General features: G+C 43.1%; 15 protein-coding genes. 5 read left to right on the plus strand and 10 right to left on the minus strand.

What is annotated here, in order from left to right; all coding sequences use genetic code 11:
• Positions 1 to 21: 21 nt before the first annotated feature.
• A complete protein-coding gene (locus E2K93_RS02235; RefSeq protein WP_135437523.1) occupies positions 22 to 1278 on the minus strand; it encodes a sugar MFS transporter in 1257 nt (418 codons plus the stop codon).
• Positions 1279 to 1510: 232 nt separating this feature from the next.
• Here E2K93_RS02235 and E2K93_RS02240 point away from each other — a divergent pair, with 232 nt between their 5' ends.
• Genes E2K93_RS02240 through E2K93_RS02250 form a run of 3 tightly spaced genes read left to right on the plus strand, consistent with a single transcriptional unit; the run spans position 1511 to position 5277 of the window.
• The gene (locus tag E2K93_RS02240) at positions 1511 to 2839 is read left to right on the plus strand and encodes a GH1 family beta-glucosidase (RefSeq protein WP_135437524.1); all 1329 of its coding nucleotides are present in this window, start codon (positions 1511 to 1513) and stop codon (positions 2837 to 2839) included.
• A 56-nt stretch (positions 2840 to 2895) separates the two neighbouring features.
• Entirely contained in the window at positions 2896 to 4221 is a 1326-nt protein-coding gene (locus tag E2K93_RS02245; protein WP_135437525.1) for a glycoside-pentoside-hexuronide (GPH):cation symporter, read from the plus strand.
• A 54-nt stretch (positions 4222 to 4275) separates the two neighbouring features.
• The gene (locus tag E2K93_RS02250; protein WP_135437526.1) at positions 4276 to 5277 is read left to right on the plus strand and encodes a LacI family DNA-binding transcriptional regulator; all 1002 of its coding nucleotides are present in this window, start codon (positions 4276 to 4278) and stop codon (positions 5275 to 5277) included.
• Here E2K93_RS02250 and E2K93_RS02255 read toward each other — a convergent pair.
• The gene (locus E2K93_RS02255; RefSeq protein WP_135437527.1) at positions 5274 to 5768 is read right to left on the minus strand and encodes a hypothetical protein; all 495 of its coding nucleotides are present in this window, start codon (positions 5766 to 5768) and stop codon (positions 5274 to 5276) included. The genes E2K93_RS02250 and E2K93_RS02255 overlap by 4 nt on opposite strands.
• Positions 5769 to 6020: 252 nt before the next feature.
• Between E2K93_RS02255 and E2K93_RS02260 the strand changes: the two genes are divergently transcribed.
• A complete protein-coding gene (locus E2K93_RS02260) occupies positions 6021 to 6392 on the plus strand; it encodes a hypothetical protein (RefSeq protein WP_135437528.1) in 372 nt (123 codons plus the stop codon).
• 288 nt (positions 6393 to 6680) lie between these two features.
• On the opposite strand, the gene E2K93_RS02265 is transcribed toward E2K93_RS02260, so the two are convergent.
• The 6 genes from E2K93_RS02265 to E2K93_RS02290 all read right to left on the minus strand — a co-directional run bounded on the left by E2K93_RS02265 (position 6681) and on the right by E2K93_RS02290 (position 12831).
• Complete coding sequence (locus E2K93_RS02265) at positions 6681 to 7325, minus strand: NrsF family protein (protein WP_135437529.1); 645 nt, start codon at positions 7323 to 7325, stop codon at positions 6681 to 6683.
• Positions 7325 to 8110: an RNA polymerase sigma factor gene (locus E2K93_RS02270; RefSeq protein ID WP_135437530.1), complete on the minus strand. Its 786-nt coding sequence runs from the start codon at positions 8108 to 8110 to the stop codon at positions 7325 to 7327. The genes E2K93_RS02265 and E2K93_RS02270 overlap by 1 nt, the downstream gene beginning before the upstream one ends.
• Before the next feature lie 81 nt (positions 8111 to 8191).
• Complete coding sequence (locus E2K93_RS02275) at positions 8192 to 8899, minus strand: glutamine amidotransferase-related protein (protein WP_135437531.1); 708 nt, start codon at positions 8897 to 8899, stop codon at positions 8192 to 8194.
• Positions 8899 to 10053, minus strand: a complete 1155-nt coding sequence (locus tag E2K93_RS02280) for an iron-containing alcohol dehydrogenase (protein WP_135437532.1) — start codon at positions 10051 to 10053, stop codon at positions 8899 to 8901. The genes E2K93_RS02275 and E2K93_RS02280 overlap by 1 nt, the downstream gene beginning before the upstream one ends.
• A gap of 17 nt (positions 10054 to 10070) precedes the next feature.
• The gene (locus E2K93_RS02285) at positions 10071 to 11441 is read right to left on the minus strand and encodes a glutamine synthetase family protein (protein WP_135437533.1); all 1371 of its coding nucleotides are present in this window, start codon (positions 11439 to 11441) and stop codon (positions 10071 to 10073) included.
• A 10-nt stretch (positions 11442 to 11451) separates the two neighbouring features.
• The gene (locus E2K93_RS02290) at positions 11452 to 12831 is read right to left on the minus strand and encodes an aldehyde dehydrogenase family protein (RefSeq protein WP_135437534.1); all 1380 of its coding nucleotides are present in this window, start codon (positions 12829 to 12831) and stop codon (positions 11452 to 11454) included.
• A 174-nt stretch (positions 12832 to 13005) separates the two neighbouring features.
• Between E2K93_RS02290 and E2K93_RS02295 the strand changes: the two genes are divergently transcribed.
• Positions 13006 to 13227: a hypothetical protein gene (locus E2K93_RS02295; RefSeq protein WP_135437535.1), complete on the plus strand. Its 222-nt coding sequence runs from the start codon at positions 13006 to 13008 to the stop codon at positions 13225 to 13227.
• Between the two features lie 109 nt (positions 13228 to 13336).
• Here the strand turns inward: E2K93_RS02295 and E2K93_RS02300 are convergent, their stop codons facing one another.
• Positions 13337 to 14704: a S8 family serine peptidase gene (locus E2K93_RS02300; protein WP_135437536.1), complete on the minus strand. Its 1368-nt coding sequence runs from the start codon at positions 14702 to 14704 to the stop codon at positions 13337 to 13339.
• A gap of 850 nt (positions 14705 to 15554) precedes the next feature.
• The gene (locus E2K93_RS02305; protein WP_189637834.1) at positions 15555 to 16862 is read right to left on the minus strand and encodes an MFS transporter; all 1308 of its coding nucleotides are present in this window, start codon (positions 16860 to 16862) and stop codon (positions 15555 to 15557) included.
• Between the last annotated feature and the right edge of the window lie 57 nt (positions 16863 to 16919).

Here is a 16919-nt window from a genome sequence, read left to right on the forward strand (position 1 = left end):
CCTAAGATAATGAATCTTTGCTTAGACATGTTTTGGCACAGAGCCTTTCAAACCGTAATAGGCAATAAATGCGTAACAGATTATCGGTAAGAAGAAAGACATTTGCACGCCCATCGAATCTGCTAAAAAGCCCTGAATAACAGGAACGATGGCACCACCAACAATCGCCAAACATAAAATACCAGACCCTTGCGAGGTATGACGACCCAAGCCGGTAACCGCTAATGAGAAAATTGTTGGGAACATAATCGAGTTACATAGACCTACCAACAAAATAGACCACATTGCGACATTACCTTCGGTCATCATGGTCACCACAATTAATACCATCGCGGCAACCGCATTAAATGCTAAAGCTTTACCTGCAGCAACTTTCTGCATTGCTAGACCACCAATAAAGCGACCTACCATAGCACCACCCCAGTAATAGGCGATGTATTTCGCCGCCGCGGCTTCGGTCTCAAGACCTTCAATATTTAATTCATGAAAGTAGTTAACCAAAAAACTACCGATGGCGACTTCAGCACCTACGTAAACAAAGATACCTACCGCACCAAGTACAAGGTGTGAGTAGCCCCAAGCACTGCCGACTTGCTTTGATGTTTTTTCATGGGCTTGCTGCTCTTCAATGTGTGGTAACTTCAACCAAGCGAAAATAGCAGCAAGAACAAGTAGCATGGCAGCCAACATAACATACGGCATTTGCACTGCCGCCGCTTTTTCTTGCGCAGTAGCCATGGCACCCGCGGCTTCATTTAAGATAAGGTAAGCACCAAAAAATGGTGCAACAGTAGTACCTAACGAGTTAAAGGCTTGGGTTAGTGTTAAACGTGAAGAGGCGGTTTCAGGGCGACCCAAACAGCTTACATATGGGTTCGCTGATACTTGCAAAATAGTGATACCAGAGGCCAACACAAATAACGCAAACAAGAATACCGGATAACTGTGCATTGATGCCGCAGGGTAAAATAACAAACAACCAACAGCAGCAATAATTAACCCGGTTACGATACCGCGTTGGAACCCGACTTTTTTAACTAACGAGCCAGCGGGTAGTGAGACAATAAAATAAGCCCCAAAAAAACAAAATTGCACTAGCATGGCTTGTGCGTATGAAAGGTCAAAAATGCCTTTAAGGTGAGGGATCAAGATGTCATTTAGACAAGTAATAAACCCCCACATAAAGAAAAGTGATGTTAGTGATGTTAAAGCAAAACGGTAATCGACATTTACACCGTTATTACTTTGTACAGAACCCGTAGGAAGCGACGAGGCCATAGTATCTCCTGATTTTCAATGTGCTTCATTATTATTATGCGCTATTGTAGTTGAATCACTGAAAAAATTTAGTTGATTTACAATTCAATAAACAATAATCTTAGCTTATTCATGTAAGCGCTTTCACACTATTAAAGTAAATTTCCATGGTATAATCAACCAATTTTGAAAGCGCTTTCAAAAAAGTTCACCAAATTCCATAAATGGATGAGTCAAAAAGGTATTGTCAAACATGGCCAAGCTTCAATTACCAAGCAATTCTAAAATGCTGGATAAGTCATTTACATTCGGTGTTGCAACCGCTTCATTTCAAATTGAAGGCGGCAAAGAATACCGATTAGACTGTATCTGGGATACCTTTTGTAACACCGACGGTAAAATTGCCGATAGCTCAAACGGCGAAGTAGCTTGTGACCATTACAATTTATGGCAAGATGATGTCGCTTTGATTGACTCTTTAGGCGTTGATGCCTATCGCCTTTCTATTTCATGGCCACGTGTTATGCATCAAGATGGCACATTGAATCAAGACGGTGTCGACTATTACCTAAACATTATTAATGCACTCAATGACCGTAACATTAAAGTTTATGTCACCCTATATCATTGGGACTTACCACAATACCTTGAAGACACCGGTGGTTGGTTAAATCGCCAAACCGCTTATGCTTTTGCCCACTATGTCGACCTGATCAGCAAGGCTTTCAAAGGCAAAGTACATTCTTATGCAACCTTAAATGAACCATTTTGTTCATCGTATTTAGGTTATGAAATTGGCGTTCATGCGCCAGGTATCGTCGGTAAAGAGTACGGTCGCAAAAGTGCACACCACTTATTATTAGCGCACGGTTTAGCGATGCAAGTTTTGAAAGAAAACACGCCAGAGACCATGAATGGTATCGTGTTAAACTTCACGCCATGTTACCCAGCAAGTAACAGTGAAGCGGATTTGTATGCAACCGATTTCGCCGACCAATACTTTAATCAGTGGTATATCAAACCAATCTTCGATAAATGCTACCCTGATATCATCAAAGATTTACCAGCCGAGCATCAACCTGATATTGAAGCCGGTGATATGGAGATTATCGGTCAGAGCATTGATTTTCTTGGTATCAATTTTTATACCCGTGCCATTTATAAAGCACATCCAGAAGACATTTACGAGCAACTACCCGCTCCAGCGCCATTAACCGATATTGGCTGGGAAATTTATCCTAAGGCGTTTTCAGAGTTGTTGGTGTCACTGGATAGCAAGTATCAATTACCGCCAGTCTATATCACTGAAAACGGTGCAGCGATGGACGATAGCATTGACCAAGGTGTTGTTAATGATGACGATCGCTTGAGCTATTACCAACAACATTTAAATGCCGTTAACGATGCCATAGAACAAGGTATCGATATTCAAGGCTATTTTGCTTGGAGCTTAATGGACAACTTTGAATGGGCTGAAGGTTACTTAAAACGCTTTGGTATTGTTTATGTTGATTATGAAACGCAGCAAAGAACCATTAAAAAAAGTGGCTTGGCGTATAAAGAGTTGATTAGCAATCGCTAATCAACTTATTGTATAGATAATACGCAATCGCGTTTCCCGTTGTAAGAGAAGTTGTCATGATCAGTGTAAAAGAAAAAATTGCCTATGGCTTAGGTGATACCGCAAGCAACATCATTTTCCAAACCGTAATGATGTTTTTAATGTTGTACTATACCGATGTCGTTGGTCTCGATCCGGCGACCGTTGGTACCATGTTTTTAGCGGTACGTATATTTGATGCCATCACCGATCCATTAATGGGCAATATTGCCGATAAAACCCGCACTCGCTGGGGCCATTTCCGCCCTTACCTATTATGGTTAGCCTTACCGTTTGCGATTATCAGTATTGTCACCTTTACCACGCCAGATTTAGAAGGTACGGCTAAAATCGTTTATGCCTTCAGTACCTATGTATTGCTTATGGTGGCGTATACGGCGATAAATATTCCTTACTGTGCGCTTGGCGGGGTGATAACCGCTGACGCCAAAGAACGTGTTTCAGTACAATCTTACCGATTTGTGTTTGGTATGCTAGGTGGTGTTATCGTTGCCGGTTGTACCATGCCTATGGTTGAGTATTTTGGTCAAGGCGATAGCGCCAAAGGCTATCAATACGCAATGACCATTATGAGCTTAATGGGTTTGGTGATGTTTCTGCTTTGCTTTGCCGGTACCAAAGAGCGCATCGAGCAGCCAAAAGAGCAGCAAGTTTCCTTCAAAGAAAGCTTAGCGTCACTTTGGAAAAATGATCAATGGCGCATCTTGTGCCTAGCAGCCATGTTCTTATTAACGGGCCAAGTACTGCGATTCACCCTCGCAGTGTACTACGTTAAATACTTCCTTGGCCGAGAAGATCTAATCACCTCATTTATGACCTTAGGTGTGGTTGCCAGTATGATTGGTTGTGCGCTTGCCCAGCCATTAGCCAAACGAGTGTGTAAAATCAAAGCATACATCTGGCTACAAACTATTTCTGCCATCATCTGTGTATTGAGTTTCTTTATCGCACCGGATCAGACCGTACTCGCGTTTGTGGCATTTATCTTTTGGAAGTTCTTCCTTGATATGGCAACACCGTTGCTATGGTCAAAAATGGCTGACACCATTGACTACGGACACAAGAAAACCGGTATTCGTATAACCGGCATGGTTTACTCTGGAGTCATCTTCTTTATTAAGATGGGCGTTGCCTTAGGTGGTGCTATTGCCGGTTGGTTGTTGGCTTATTACAACTATCAGCCTGATGCTGCACAAACCGAAGCAACCAAACAAGGTATCTTAATTTCATTTACTGTATTCCCTGCTATTGGCTCATTTGTAGTCGCCTGGGTAATGCGCAAATACACATTAGATACTGAGCAAGTGGTAAAAATTCAAAGTGAATTAACTAGCACTAGTTAATATATTGTTACTAGGGTATGATTTGGCAATTTTAATGAACAATAATCGTTAGATATGGCAACAATTTACGAAGTCTCTAAATTGGCAGGTGTGTCTTTGGCAACCGTTTCACGGGTTATGAACAATAACGCCAAAGTCAGTGATCGTACCCGCGCAAAAGTCCTTAAAGCAATGGAAGAGTTAGGCTACAGACCTAACTCTATTGCCCAATCTCTTGCATCAAACCGTACCAACAGTATTGGTGTTTTAGTTGCCGAATTACACGGCCCATTCTTTGGTTCTATGATGTCCGGTATCGAAGCGGAATGTCGTGCCGCCGGTAAGCACGTTATCATCACCACCGGCCACAGTGATGAAGAGCGTGAAAAAGAAGGCATTGAGTTTTTAATCAGCCGTAACTGTGACGCCATTATTGTTCACAGTGAAGCCTTATCAGACGAATACCTGATCAAGCTAAGCGAAGGTAAAACGCCGATTTACTTAGTTAGCCGTTATATTGAAGGCATGCAAGATAAATGCATCAGCCTAGATAACTATCAAGGTGGTTATATCGCCACGAAAGCGCTGATAGACAATGGTCATAAAGACATTGCGTATATTGCCGGTCCGTTATTTAAAGGTGACTCTAGCGAACGTTTGAAAGGTCATAAGCAAGCGCTACAAGATAACCAACTAGAATTTGATGAAAATCTGTTTTATGTGGGTGACTTTCGCGAAACCGGTGGCGCCGATGGACTTAAATTCTTTAGAGATAAAGGCTTTACTTTTTCAGCGGTAATTTGCGCCAATGATGAAATGGCATCCGGTGCAATGAAATACGCTCGAGAGCATGGTTACGATTTACCTAATGACTTATCGATAATCGGTTTTGATAACGTCATTTTTACCAACTACCTATATCCTCGCCTAACGACGGTTAACAACCCTGTAGATGAAATGGGCCATATGGCAGCGCGCATGGTTTTACATGATGTGTACAAACAAAAAACCCTATCAATCCAGCGTGTATTTGAACCAACACTGGTTAATAGGGATTCTATCAGCGTAAAGGATTAACGCTTTTCGTTACTCGCTTCAATCTGTGCGGTTTTCACTTCGATAACTTTATAAATATCAGGTAAGGCCGCCAATATATATTCAATAGATTGATTTTGACTTGCAGCACCGGCTATTTCAGCATCACTTGCTAAGCAAACAAAATTCTTAATATCGTGTTCTTTTTGTTGGTTTAACTGTAATAACGTCTGTAAATCCGATTCAAAATTAGATAAATCTTGTCGCGCAGCGACGGCATCTTGCAAACCTTTGCGTTCAAGGTATTGGTATTTCTTTTCAATTTGCTCAACAACCACAGTATGCCATTTTGATTCAAATATTTGCCTCTCTGGATCGCCCCATACAAAGTTTTTAGCTCTTGCGCTAATCTCAAGTATTTCTGAATCATTACACGGCGGTGGACCGGCCTCTTCCAATCCGCTGGAACAGGCTGACAATAATAGACTGCTTGTTAACAACGCCACTATGCCAATTTTGTTTCGATAATCCATTCTTTATCCTTGAATTTATTGATATTTTCAAAGTATAGATCAGTGCAAAATTTTTGCTTTATGAAATTATTAAGCATGCAATAAGCGCAATAATAAAAAAATTTTCGCCATGCTGTAACTATTTACAGATAGTAAACGTATTCGCTGTTAACCCCAACTTAGGGTTGGTGAGTCAGCGTCTGCTGACTGTTGTTCACCTATGTATACATGAGCTAGCTCAGCCCATAAATAAACGAAGAGGAACAGACAACAATGAAAAGCTTAAAAACTATCACAGCGATTACTTTAGCCAGCATGATTGCATCGACACCATTTATCGCCAGTGCCAAGGACCACAACCAAGGTATCGGCAAACCCGACAGAGCGATGATCTACGTCACTTCACAAAACAAAATCTATGAGAGCGTGTTGTTGAAAGAATTGCCTTACAACAGCACCACCAACTATCAGCTACTTGAATTTGCAGGCCCTACTGGTGCGCAAACAGCTGTAGGTCCTAGAGATACCGATTACTATGGCGGCCGCTGGTGGGTAGACTCGAACAGCAATGGCCATATGGATGAAGAGGATTTTTATTTCTTATGCCCATTATTAGGTCCAGGTAAAGAGTACGTCGAAGACTAATACTCATTCATTTATTTCATCCCTGTTATATTTTTAACAACACAAAAGGCTACCGAGGTAGCCTTTTTATTAAGTGATCTATTGTAAATCAGTGTGCTATTGACAATAAAAATGATCATGCGCTAGTCCGAGTTCTCTATTATAAAACCAGAGCGGATGCGAATTCTGAGCAAATCCCGAGTTGTTCGAAAGGCAGTAAGCTTAATGATTATTGAGTCAGTTCATTTAGCTACTAACCAAGGCGTAATAACGGCTACTTTAGATTAACGTTATCAATAACACCCTGACTTATTTTGCTTTATCACGTTGCCAAAACCACGCAAGTGCAATACCAAACAAGGCCATTAGAACCCCCGGCATGATATGAAAACTTAAGATGTGTTTAGGCTCATACATACAGGCAATTTGCATATATAGCGCCGGCATTAAGCCCGCAGATAGACTAAGCATCATCGCCGTTCTTACCGGTTGCAATGGGTAATAACGGCGAGCTAAATACCAAGCTGCGTAAATAGGTGGCAACGAATACATCATGGTCTCATAAAGACACATTGGGCGTTTGCCTAAGTCTGACGGTTGTAATGCAGGAGACAGCAAACCAATAGCGTACTGCGCTAACCAAACCATCACTAATACGATGCCAATCTTCATAAATGTTGAGCTTAGTGCGCCAGGAACCGCATCTCGAAAGGCTAATAAAGACAAGCAAATGATCGCCGTTAAGCCAAGCAAAGTTTCGAGCAAAAAACGTGGCTCAGTGACCAATTGTGACAATGCCCCAGGGCGAGTAGGCCCGGTTAAATGAATGATCGCGATAACATAAAGCACACTGATAACACACCAAATCATTGCCAATGCATCAATGTTCAGCATTGGCTTGACCGGCTCAAGGTTATCGGTGAGATCTGCAATAAATTTATCTCTGTTGGGCATTAATCTTCTGCCTCCATAATCTGTTTAAGCTTGTTGATTGCTCGATGCACACGCACCTTAACAACCGTTTCAGATGTTCCTAGTCGTTTTGCTGCTTCAGCGCAGGTAAACCCCAATAGTTTCGTCAATGTTAACGCTTGTTGATGGCTTTTCGACAGACCCGCCAATAAGCTGGCGCTATCGATTTGTTGTTCAACAATACTGTCCGTTGTTATTTGTTTTTCTGCACATTGTTGTTGGCTATCGATCAGTCGCTGATAATTCTGTTTATGACGCAAATAGTCGACCAATTTATGACGTACAATAGTAAAAAACCAAGGGCGAAAAGCACGTCGTTTGTCATAGGTATGTCGCGCTTTATGAATCGCCAACAACGTTTCTTGTACGCAATCTTCAATAAAGTGTTGCTGACCTAATCGTTTACGTAAATACGCTTGAGTAACCTCACCCAGTTCACCTAATAATTGTTGATAATCGGTTTTACTGCCTGCTTGCGCCTTGCTCATCAAAGATGACCAACGTGCATCATCAGCATGCGGTAACGAGCGATTATCATTCATCTTTGTATCAAAGACCTCGGGTTTAATTGCTTTTGTAAAGCGCAATGTTTGCTCAACATTATTGAGCAGGTTTGCTGGCTTACTCGCCTTCGATAGCCCTTTAAGGCTGCGACGAAGTTGTGCTTTACTCATCTGCTTTGCGCGCACTGATAGCAAACAGCGCACACTTTGCTGTTGTCCTTTGAGGTTACTCGCTTGCTTAACCGCAATGGATGGCCAAGACATTGTTCACCTGACAATTAAACTTTCTATAAACAAATACGTGCCACAAATATAAAAAGTTACATTACCTGATAAATAAATTGTCTAGCATCCGTTGCCTACAAACCTAAGCATCCAAGATACAATGACCTGGGTATCAAGCGATTGCTCAAAGGTATTACTCGCCCGTTGGCGTATATCCAGCGGGATAATATTTTTGCGAAACTGCATTAATGCCTTTGCGTATTGCCGCGTAAATTCGGGGTGACCTTGCAGCCCCAAAAAGTTTTTGCCAATTTGAAACATAGAGATTTCACAGTGTTCATTACAAGCCAATAGTTCGCCATTTGGCGGTAAAGATAACACTTGATCGCGATGCGATAACAACATGGAAAAGTCGCGTGACTCTGGCGTCATCCACGGCTTTTTATTGACGACTCGACTTTTTTTAATACCCACACCCCAACCTTTTTCCGACAATTCAACATCGGCACCTAGTGCATGGGCTATCATCTGATGGCCAAAACAAATACCAATAAATTTTTTCTCGGCGGCAAACAACTGCCGAACAAATAGCGTAAATTCTAAAATCCAATCATGCTGCTCATAAACCGAAGAGGCCGAGCCTGAACTAAGAAAAGCATCAAATTGATCGATATCTTGAGGGTATTGCCCTGCTTGTATATCAAATACCGTTAACCTTACCTCAGGTGCATGCTTAGCGAACATGGCTTGAAACATTTCAGGGTAATCACCACTGACATGCACTAGCTCGGGTTTTACATGGTCACAAAGTAATAAGGCAATACGCATTACAAAGCCTTAGCGTATACAGCATATAAATCATCACGGCTGACGGAGACCATATTGCTGTGATGACAAGGATCATCGAACGCCTTATCGGCAAGCATAGCGATATCTTGTTCACTGATACCGTGTTGCGATAACCCAAATGTAATCCCCAATTGCGTAAACCACTGCAGAGTGCACTGTGACAATCTGTCAGCATCAATATTGTGGCGATAAAACAGCTGTTTAATAGCAGAAATCTTCTCTTTCTGCTCATTATTGAGTTCGGCATGCTGTTCGATAAATTCTAATGAAAATGGCAATAACAAGGCATTGGCTAAGCCATGATGAGTATTAAATTCTGCTGACAGCGGGTGTGCTAACGAGTGGGTCATTCCTAAGCCTTTTTGAAATGCCGTTGCCCCCATGGTCGCTGCCATTTGCATCTGTCCTCTGGCATCAAGATTATCGCCCTGTTCGACGCAGGTCGCGAGGTATTGCAAACACAATCGCATGCCCTCAAGTGCAATACCATCCGCCATAGGGTGAAATCCTGGGGCAAAATACGCTTCTAAACAATGTGTAAACGCATCAATGCCGGTAGCTGCGGTAATGTGAGCGGGTAAATCAACAGTTAACTCCGGCGCCAATACGGCGATATCCGGCATCAACTGCGGCGCAAATATAATGGTTTTTTGGCCACTTTCGCGCAGAATAATCACCCCAGAACGACCAACTTCACTGCCCGTACCTGCCGTTGTAGGTATGGCATAAAGCGCTGGCATGTCATTAACAATGAGTTTATCACCGCCGATGGCATCATCGTATTGCGCTAAAGGTCCGGGGTGGGTGCTGGCGACTTTAATAACCTTAGCCACATCCATAGGGCTACCCCCACCAAGCGCTATCAAGCAATCACAATGATGCTGAATAAACGCTTGGCTGCCAAGCTCAACATCTTGCTCTATTGGGTTAGGGTGCACATCATCAAACACCACGACCTCGATGCCCTGAGATTGGATTACCTGGCTTACCTTATTGGCGATCCCTAGTTCTGTTAAGGTTTTGTCGGTTACCAACAACGCTTTTTTGTGTTGTTTCTGCTTAAGCGTTGTCGCCAAGCTTTGTAATGCCTGCTCGCCAAAATAAATAATGGTCGGAAAATTAAATTGCTGCATGGTGTCGTTATACCCAGTTAGATAATTTCAAAATAACGCTGCATTTGCCAGTCGGTAACTTGGCGTTCATATTCACGAACTTCCCACATCCTTGTCGCATAAAAATGGCGACAAAAATCTTCACCTAACGCCTGAGTTAACTCATCACAGCGCTGAAAGTCTCTCGCCGCATCACGTAAATTCGTCGCCAACTGTAATTCATCCGCTAGTTCTTCTTCTTGCTCATAGGCATTACCTATAAGTGCATTGGTTGGTGTTAATTGTTGCTCGATACCAAGCAAACCCGCGGTGATAACCGCCGCGGCAACTAAGTAAGGATTGGCATCTGCCGAGCCGAGTCGAAATTCGACGCGCTGACTTTTTGCGTTGTTACCAATAACACGTAATGCCGTGGTTCGGTTTTCAACGCCCCACGTTGCCGCGGTTGGAGCCCAAAAACCTTTGATTAAACGCGTATATGAATTGATGGTTGGTGCACACATCGCCAGCAATGGCTTTAAGTATTTTTGTTGGCCGGCAATATAGTGACGCATGGTGTCACTGATGTGATGCTCTGCCCCCTCTTGATAAAACAAGCTGTCACCGGTTGTCGCGTCATAAAGTGATTGATGCACATGGCCACTTTGCCCTGGATAATCCATAGAACATTTGGCCATAAAGGTCGCCATAAGATCCTGCTTTTGGAAAAAGCTTTTGCTAAAGGTTTTAAATAAGGTTGCTTTATCCGCCATATTTAACGCCGAATCGTAGCCGATTGCCGCTTCCCAGACACCGGGGCCGGTTTCACAATGCAAGCCTTCTAGGGCAAAATCCATCTGTTCACAATATTCAAGAAATTGGTGATACATGTCAGCTTTCGCGTTGGCGCGCAACAGCGAATAGCCGAAGTTACCTTGGGTATAATGATTGAGATTTTGATAATTTTTCTCACGCACCGTTTCAGGGGTTTCGTTAAAAATAAAAAACTCGTATTCAAAGGCGAGCTTGACATCAATATTCATCGAATTTGCTTTCGCTAATACCCGTTTTAACAAACTGCGCGGACAAATCGGGTGATCACCGCCGTCTTTGGTGTTGAACTCGACCAAATAAAAAGGAATATTGTGCTCATCAGGTAAGCGACGCTCGGTGCTTAAATCAATTTTATACAAGGCGTCAGGAAATCCGGTGTGCCAACCGGTGAACTCGACGTTATCATAGAGCTGGTCATCCATATCCCAACCAAGTACACAATCACAAAAACCGGCACCGTTGCTGAGAATGGTCGCAAATTTGTCGATGCTGACATACTTACCACGATGCACACCGTCGATATCGGTAAAGGCTAGCTTGATCCACTTGATGTTTTCATCGCGAAGCTGCTTTAGTTTTGCTTCTATTGTTGTCATGCGCGACTCCCTATGATTTATTAAAATTTTTCGCTTTGCGTCGTGTCAGGCCGTAAAAGCCAAACTTTGACAGGCCAGAACCAATGCCACTTTGCTTGCATCCAGTCCAAGGTAATGCCGGTGCAAGATAATCGCAGCGATTTTGAAACACAGTGCCAACATCGACAGCATCAGCAAATTCTGCAACTTTGTCTTGATTGTGACTGTATATTGCTGCGGTTAAGCCATAGACATTGTCGTTAATTAAGGTGATCGCTTGTTGCATATTTTGCACCGACATAACCGGCAATATCGGGCCAAAGTTTTCTTCTTGCATCACCAACATCTGATTTGTGACATGCTTTAATAGGGTCGGTTTAAAAAACGTCGCGCCATTAATGCTGGCAGTTTCGCCGCCAATGACAATTTCAGCCCCTAAACTAAGCGCATTTTGTATTTGTTGATCCATAGCCTCTGCCGCACTCGCGCTGGCAAGAGGCCCCATATCCGTGGTTTCATCCATGGGATCCCCCAACCGGTATTTGGCGATAAGGTTGTTACAGGCGTCGACAAACTGTGAATAAAGACTGTGGTGCACATAAACTCGTTCGATACCGCAACAAGATTGCCCGGCGTTATACATAGCACCATCAACCAAGCTCGCGGCGACTTGGTCAACATCGACGCCTTCATCGACATAGGCAGCGTCTTTACCGCCCAGCTCTAAGTGACAATGATTAAATTGTTTGGCGCTGTGTTTATAGACTTTTTCGCCTGCGGCAACTGAGCCGGTAAACACCACATGGTTGATGTTCGACTGCGCCATAACATTGGCTAAGACACTATGCTCAGCAACACAATGCAACAACAGCTCTTCATGACCGCCAATCAGACCAAATGCACGTTGAAAGTGCTGCCCTATGACGATGGTATTTGAGGCATGTTTCAATAGCACCGTATTGCCTGCTAATAAAGCGGTCAGTACACCATTTATGGCGATCAGTAATGGGTAATTCCACGCGGCTACGATCAATACGACGCCAAAAGGCGCGTGACTAATGATCTGCGCCTGCTTGGAATCGGCGCTAATGATTTCATCGGCAAGAAACGACTCAGCATTATCGAGGAGATAATTAGCGCGCTCAAAAAAGCCATTTAATTCATTTTTAGATTGCGCTAATGGTTTACCCATCGCCTCGGTAATATCTTTGGCAATAACATCTCGGTTTACATCAAAGTATTGACAGGCATGTCGCAAAATCTCGACACGTTCCGCGACAGGGGTATTTTTCCAACCTAAAAAGCGTTTCTGCAAACGAAGGATGTTGTCATCAATTTGCTCTATGCTTTGCTGTGGGTAATGCGCAATTATGTCGCCCGTGTATGGATTGCGGCTGCTAGTTGTTGGCATGGCTTATTGGTTTCCTAACGTCATCGCCATAAAGCGACAATAAATTATTATTAAATCAGTACGTTAAATATGCTTATAACTCAAGCCTAGATTGAAAAATCGAATAGTTCAAAGTTCTACACGATCTGCAAAAAAAACTATACTTTTATAAGGGCCATCAACAGGAAGATAATCGTGGATGTACAACTGCTGGTAACACAAACAGACTTTAGTATTCCTAACCTTGAAAATGAGATGAACTGCGTCGGTGTCAACTACCGTATCGATTACATAGAAATGCACCCAGAACTGGTAGAGCAATACAATATAAAACATTCGCCTAATGTATTGGTGGATGGCAAGCTTGTCTTTCGCTACCAACCAAGCATCAACGAATTGAAGCAGTATTTTAGGTAATCCCCAAGCTCATTGTTCGTGCGATAGGTTTTGATTCACCCATAAAAAAAGATTTGGCAATGCCAAATCTTTTTATTTGTAAAACTTACGTTAAGAATTAGGTCGTGTTTTAGTAACCGGTACTGACTCGACCATTGCCATGAACCGCGTCTTTACCTGGTTGACCTAAATCATCCGCTCGTCTTTGCATTTCGGCTTTAACTTTAGCTGGGTGCATTTGACCACCATTCTCGCCTACAATGAGAGCTGCTACACCTGCAGCATGTGGTGCTGCCATACTTGTGCCAACCGACCAGTAATACCAAATGCCGTTGTAATCACTACCGACGCTGAAAACGAAGTCCCATACATAACAAACACGTACAGTACTACCAACCGCACAACCACTAAACGCCAGTTCCGGGTTAGTCTCGATCAATTCATAATCACCACCGGGGGCTGAAAAGTCGATACCACTGCGGCCATAGTTGGTATAGATAGCTTGGGTATCTAAGTCGGTTGTAGGATCATAACCCCATCCTTCTGGACCGGTTGCTGAAATAGATATCGCATGTGGCATATCCGCAGGGAACACGACCATGCTCTTGTCTGCGTTTGAGTCTCGTCCATCATTACCAGAGGCTACAATAACCGTGATACCTTGTTTGTATGCATAAGCAACGGCTCGGTTCATTACCACTCGCAATGACGCCACTAAACTTGCATCAACACCGAGGCCTTGTGGAATATCCGCACCTAGACTCATATTAATAACATCGACTTCATCAAAATTGGCGGCAAAGATAATACCTTCTAATATGTCTTCAAACGAACCAGTACCATTATTACCAAGCACTTTAACTAATACTAATTCCGCTTCAGGTGCGACACCAATGGTGCCAAAGGCATTGTCTGCAGCGGCAATGGTACCTGCTACATGCATACCATGGCTAAAGATTCCATCAGGATCATCTTCATTTGGACCATATTCGATGCCCTCGCCTGTCATATCGGCGGCACCGACAACATTGTTTGCAATATCAGGGTGGTTCAGGCTGAAACCGCCATCTAAAACAGCAACACGTGCGCCTTTACCGCGCACACCAGCTTCCCATGCTTCAGGCGCATTCACCGCATCATGACCCCATTGACGATCAAAGAAAAAATCATCATCGCCACTATTTGGTGGGTTGGCAGCTTGAACTGAAATACGCTCACTAGGTGTCGTCATTTGTACTTTGATGTTTGGTACGACAGCCATGACTCCAGTCATTTTAGCTGCCTGCTTAGGGCTTGCCTCGATAACAATCACACCGGCTTCTGTGATGACATTAGTAACACGCGCACCTATTTTATTGGCTTGCTTAGTCATACTTTTCATCGTCGATTTATTGGCACCGTTACCGATGACAAGATAAGATTCTGCAGATGCAGAATTGGCGATAAAACAGAGGCTTGCTATTGATATTAAGATAAAATTGCGGAGTTGGTTATTCATATTTTATGTACTCTCATAGGTTTCGAATCCAACCTGCGACGAGCAAATATTGCGCCAATAAAAATATTGTTAAACAATTCAATACGTTAGATTTTTCAAAAACAATGCATACCAGTTAAATGTAAAATAAGCTGACATAAAAATCGATTCAAGCTATTGAAAATGAAAAGATTTTAGGGAGCAAAGAGTTACCTTAAAATGAATCTAAAAAGCTCTTAAGGATTGAAGTTAAAATGGCTTAAAGTCTATGCCGCATAATTGGCTGTTACAACTCGCTAATACGCGAGTGGTTGCACTTTCAGTTGAAAACAGCCTTTAGTTAACGTTAAATTCGCATCACCATCTGACTTTGACTAAATCACTTTGAGCACTTAACGACTCAACTAATAACATTTTATTTTTACTTGGGTGCAGGTCAAAACTGAGCCTAAATCTGTTGTTGCCAATGAACACGCTACTGATGTTGGCCTGCCTAGCATTAGGTTGATTGAGTATGTCATCAAACGGCTGGAACTTTAAAATAGCCTTGCGACCTTGCCTAGACGTGAAATATAGTCCTTGCTGGTTCACTGCCCAACGATGTGAATTATCTGATTCAAGTTTAACTAATTGAATTTTATCTTGAACACCCTCGCCCTGCTCTTTAATTAACCAAGCGACCATTTCTTGATCGACAGCAATGGCAGCAATGGCAGCAAAATATTCAATATCATTAAATGGTTTATAAGATAGGTAGTTTTCGCTTATCTAAGAACTTTTATACAAGTCTTGAGTAATAGGCAGCAAGTATTTTTATTGCTTAAAGACTGGCTAATGAGTGGCTAAATAATTGCTCACATATAATGCCTGCCTAGTTGATTTTTGGTGCCGGCTCCCCCTCGACAATAGGGTCATTTTGTTCGATTATTTGCACCACATCAGGAGCCTTGGTTGGGAAACGGACAAACCAGAGCACAATTGACAGTACAACGAAGACACTGGCCAAAATAAAATACATGAGATACGGCACGCCCATATTATCTGTCGCAGCAGCAATTGAACTACCTAGTGGACGCCCTACATTTGATGCCGCCATATAGAGCGTGAACTGCGTTGCCGCAACACCTGGGTTGCAAAGCCGCATTGCGATTGGAATAAAGGCTACGATTAGCATCGTCGCAAAAAATTCAATCTGCCAGAAATAAGCGGTAAGAAGTGAAACGTTTGACCAATGATTGTGTGCCAAACCAAAGCTAATCGCACACACACTGACCAGTATACACATGATCAAGGCGGCACGTTGCGCACCTATTTTTGTCACAGCCCTGCCGCCTAACACAAGAGCAAATATACCAGAGGCAAACTGGGCGGCTGAGATGGTATTGGTATAACTTGTCTGAGTCCAACCACCGAGGTTGGTTGCAAGGCCAGGATGATAGGCCTCAGCTATGCCACTTGGCATGGTTCGGACACAAAAAATAGCAAACGCAACCAGACTTATCGGCGCAAGCATGGCTTTCCAGCTATTGATCAATAGTGGCTTCCAAGCCTTGATCTGTATATGAACATTGCGCGGATGCGCGTCGCCATCACTCCAGGGAAAACGCCTTTCACCTTCACGTTCGTAAATAAAAATCCCGAAAACAACGACGCTTGAGACAAATAAAGCTGCGGTCAGATACCCTGCCATAGGTCCATAATTTGCGATTAGGTGACCACCGAAAAAAGTGAACACAGACATCCCTAATACTTGCCCACCAAACATGATACCAGCAGCTTTGCCACGCTCATCTTCAGGCATAATATCAACGGTAAGACTGTCAATGGATACGTCCTGAAACGCGGTTCCCGAATTGACAAGAAAAGCCAGCATAGAGATTAGCCATATTTCCTTCGCCCCAGGCGAAAGTATCGCAGCGAGTATGAGCATTACGACAATTGTCGACTGGGCGCCGATTATCCAAATACGCCTGCGCCCCATCGGCAAATAAGTGTACCGATCCATTATAAAACCGAGAAAGAATTTAAGCGTCCAAGGCAGGATAGACGCGCTGACTACACCCGCAACGGCAGCAGTAGAGGCACCATTGGCAGCAAGCCAAGCAGGAATTGCATAGAAAAAAAGCCCAACAGGGATACCTTGGGTAAAATAGAATAAAAATACCGTAATAAGACGCAACTTGGCGCTTCGTTCAAGGATGAGAATGAGCAATCTCCGAAAGAACTCGTATATAGG

This window comes from Thalassotalea sp. HSM 43, assembly GCF_004752005.1.
In the GTDB taxonomy this organism is placed as follows: domain Bacteria; phylum Pseudomonadota; class Gammaproteobacteria; order Enterobacterales; family Alteromonadaceae; genus Thalassotalea_A.

Bases quoted from the DNA above. Each gene is read 5' to 3' on its own strand.
- E2K93_RS02245 (WP_135437525.1), top strand. From the start codon at position 2,896: ATGATCAGTGTAAAAGAAAAAATTGCCTATGGCTTAGGTGATACCGCA.
- E2K93_RS02300 (WP_135437536.1), bottom strand. From the start codon at position 14,704: ATGAATAACCAACTCCGCAATTTTATCTTAATATCAATAGCAAGCCTC.
- E2K93_RS02240 (WP_135437524.1), top strand. From the start codon at position 1,511: ATGGCCAAGCTTCAATTACCAAGCAATTCTAAAATGCTGGATAAGTCA.
- E2K93_RS02235 (WP_135437523.1), bottom strand. From the start codon at position 1,278: ATGGCCTCGTCGCTTCCTACGGGTTCTGTACAAAGTAATAACGGTGTA.
- E2K93_RS02265 (WP_135437529.1), bottom strand. From the start codon at position 7,325: ATGCCCAACAGAGATAAATTTATTGCAGATCTCACCGATAACCTTGAG.
- E2K93_RS02280 (WP_135437532.1), bottom strand. From the start codon at position 10,053: ATGCAGCAATTTAATTTTCCGACCATTATTTATTTTGGCGAGCAGGCA.
- E2K93_RS02290 (WP_135437534.1), bottom strand. From the start codon at position 12,831: ATGCCAACAACTAGCAGCCGCAATCCATACACGGGCGACATAATTGCG.
- E2K93_RS02255 (WP_135437527.1), bottom strand. From the start codon at position 5,768: ATGGATTATCGAAACAAAATTGGCATAGTGGCGTTGTTAACAAGCAGT.
- E2K93_RS02270 (WP_135437530.1), bottom strand. From the start codon at position 8,110: ATGTCTTGGCCATCCATTGCGGTTAAGCAAGCGAGTAACCTCAAAGGA.
- E2K93_RS02260 (WP_135437528.1), top strand. From the start codon at position 6,021: ATGAAAAGCTTAAAAACTATCACAGCGATTACTTTAGCCAGCATGATT.
- E2K93_RS02275 (WP_135437531.1), bottom strand. From the start codon at position 8,899: ATGCGTATTGCCTTATTACTTTGTGACCATGTAAAACCCGAGCTAGTG.
- E2K93_RS02250 (WP_135437526.1), top strand. From the start codon at position 4,276: ATGGCAACAATTTACGAAGTCTCTAAATTGGCAGGTGTGTCTTTGGCA.
- E2K93_RS02285 (WP_135437533.1), bottom strand. From the start codon at position 11,441: ATGACAACAATAGAAGCAAAACTAAAGCAGCTTCGCGATGAAAACATC.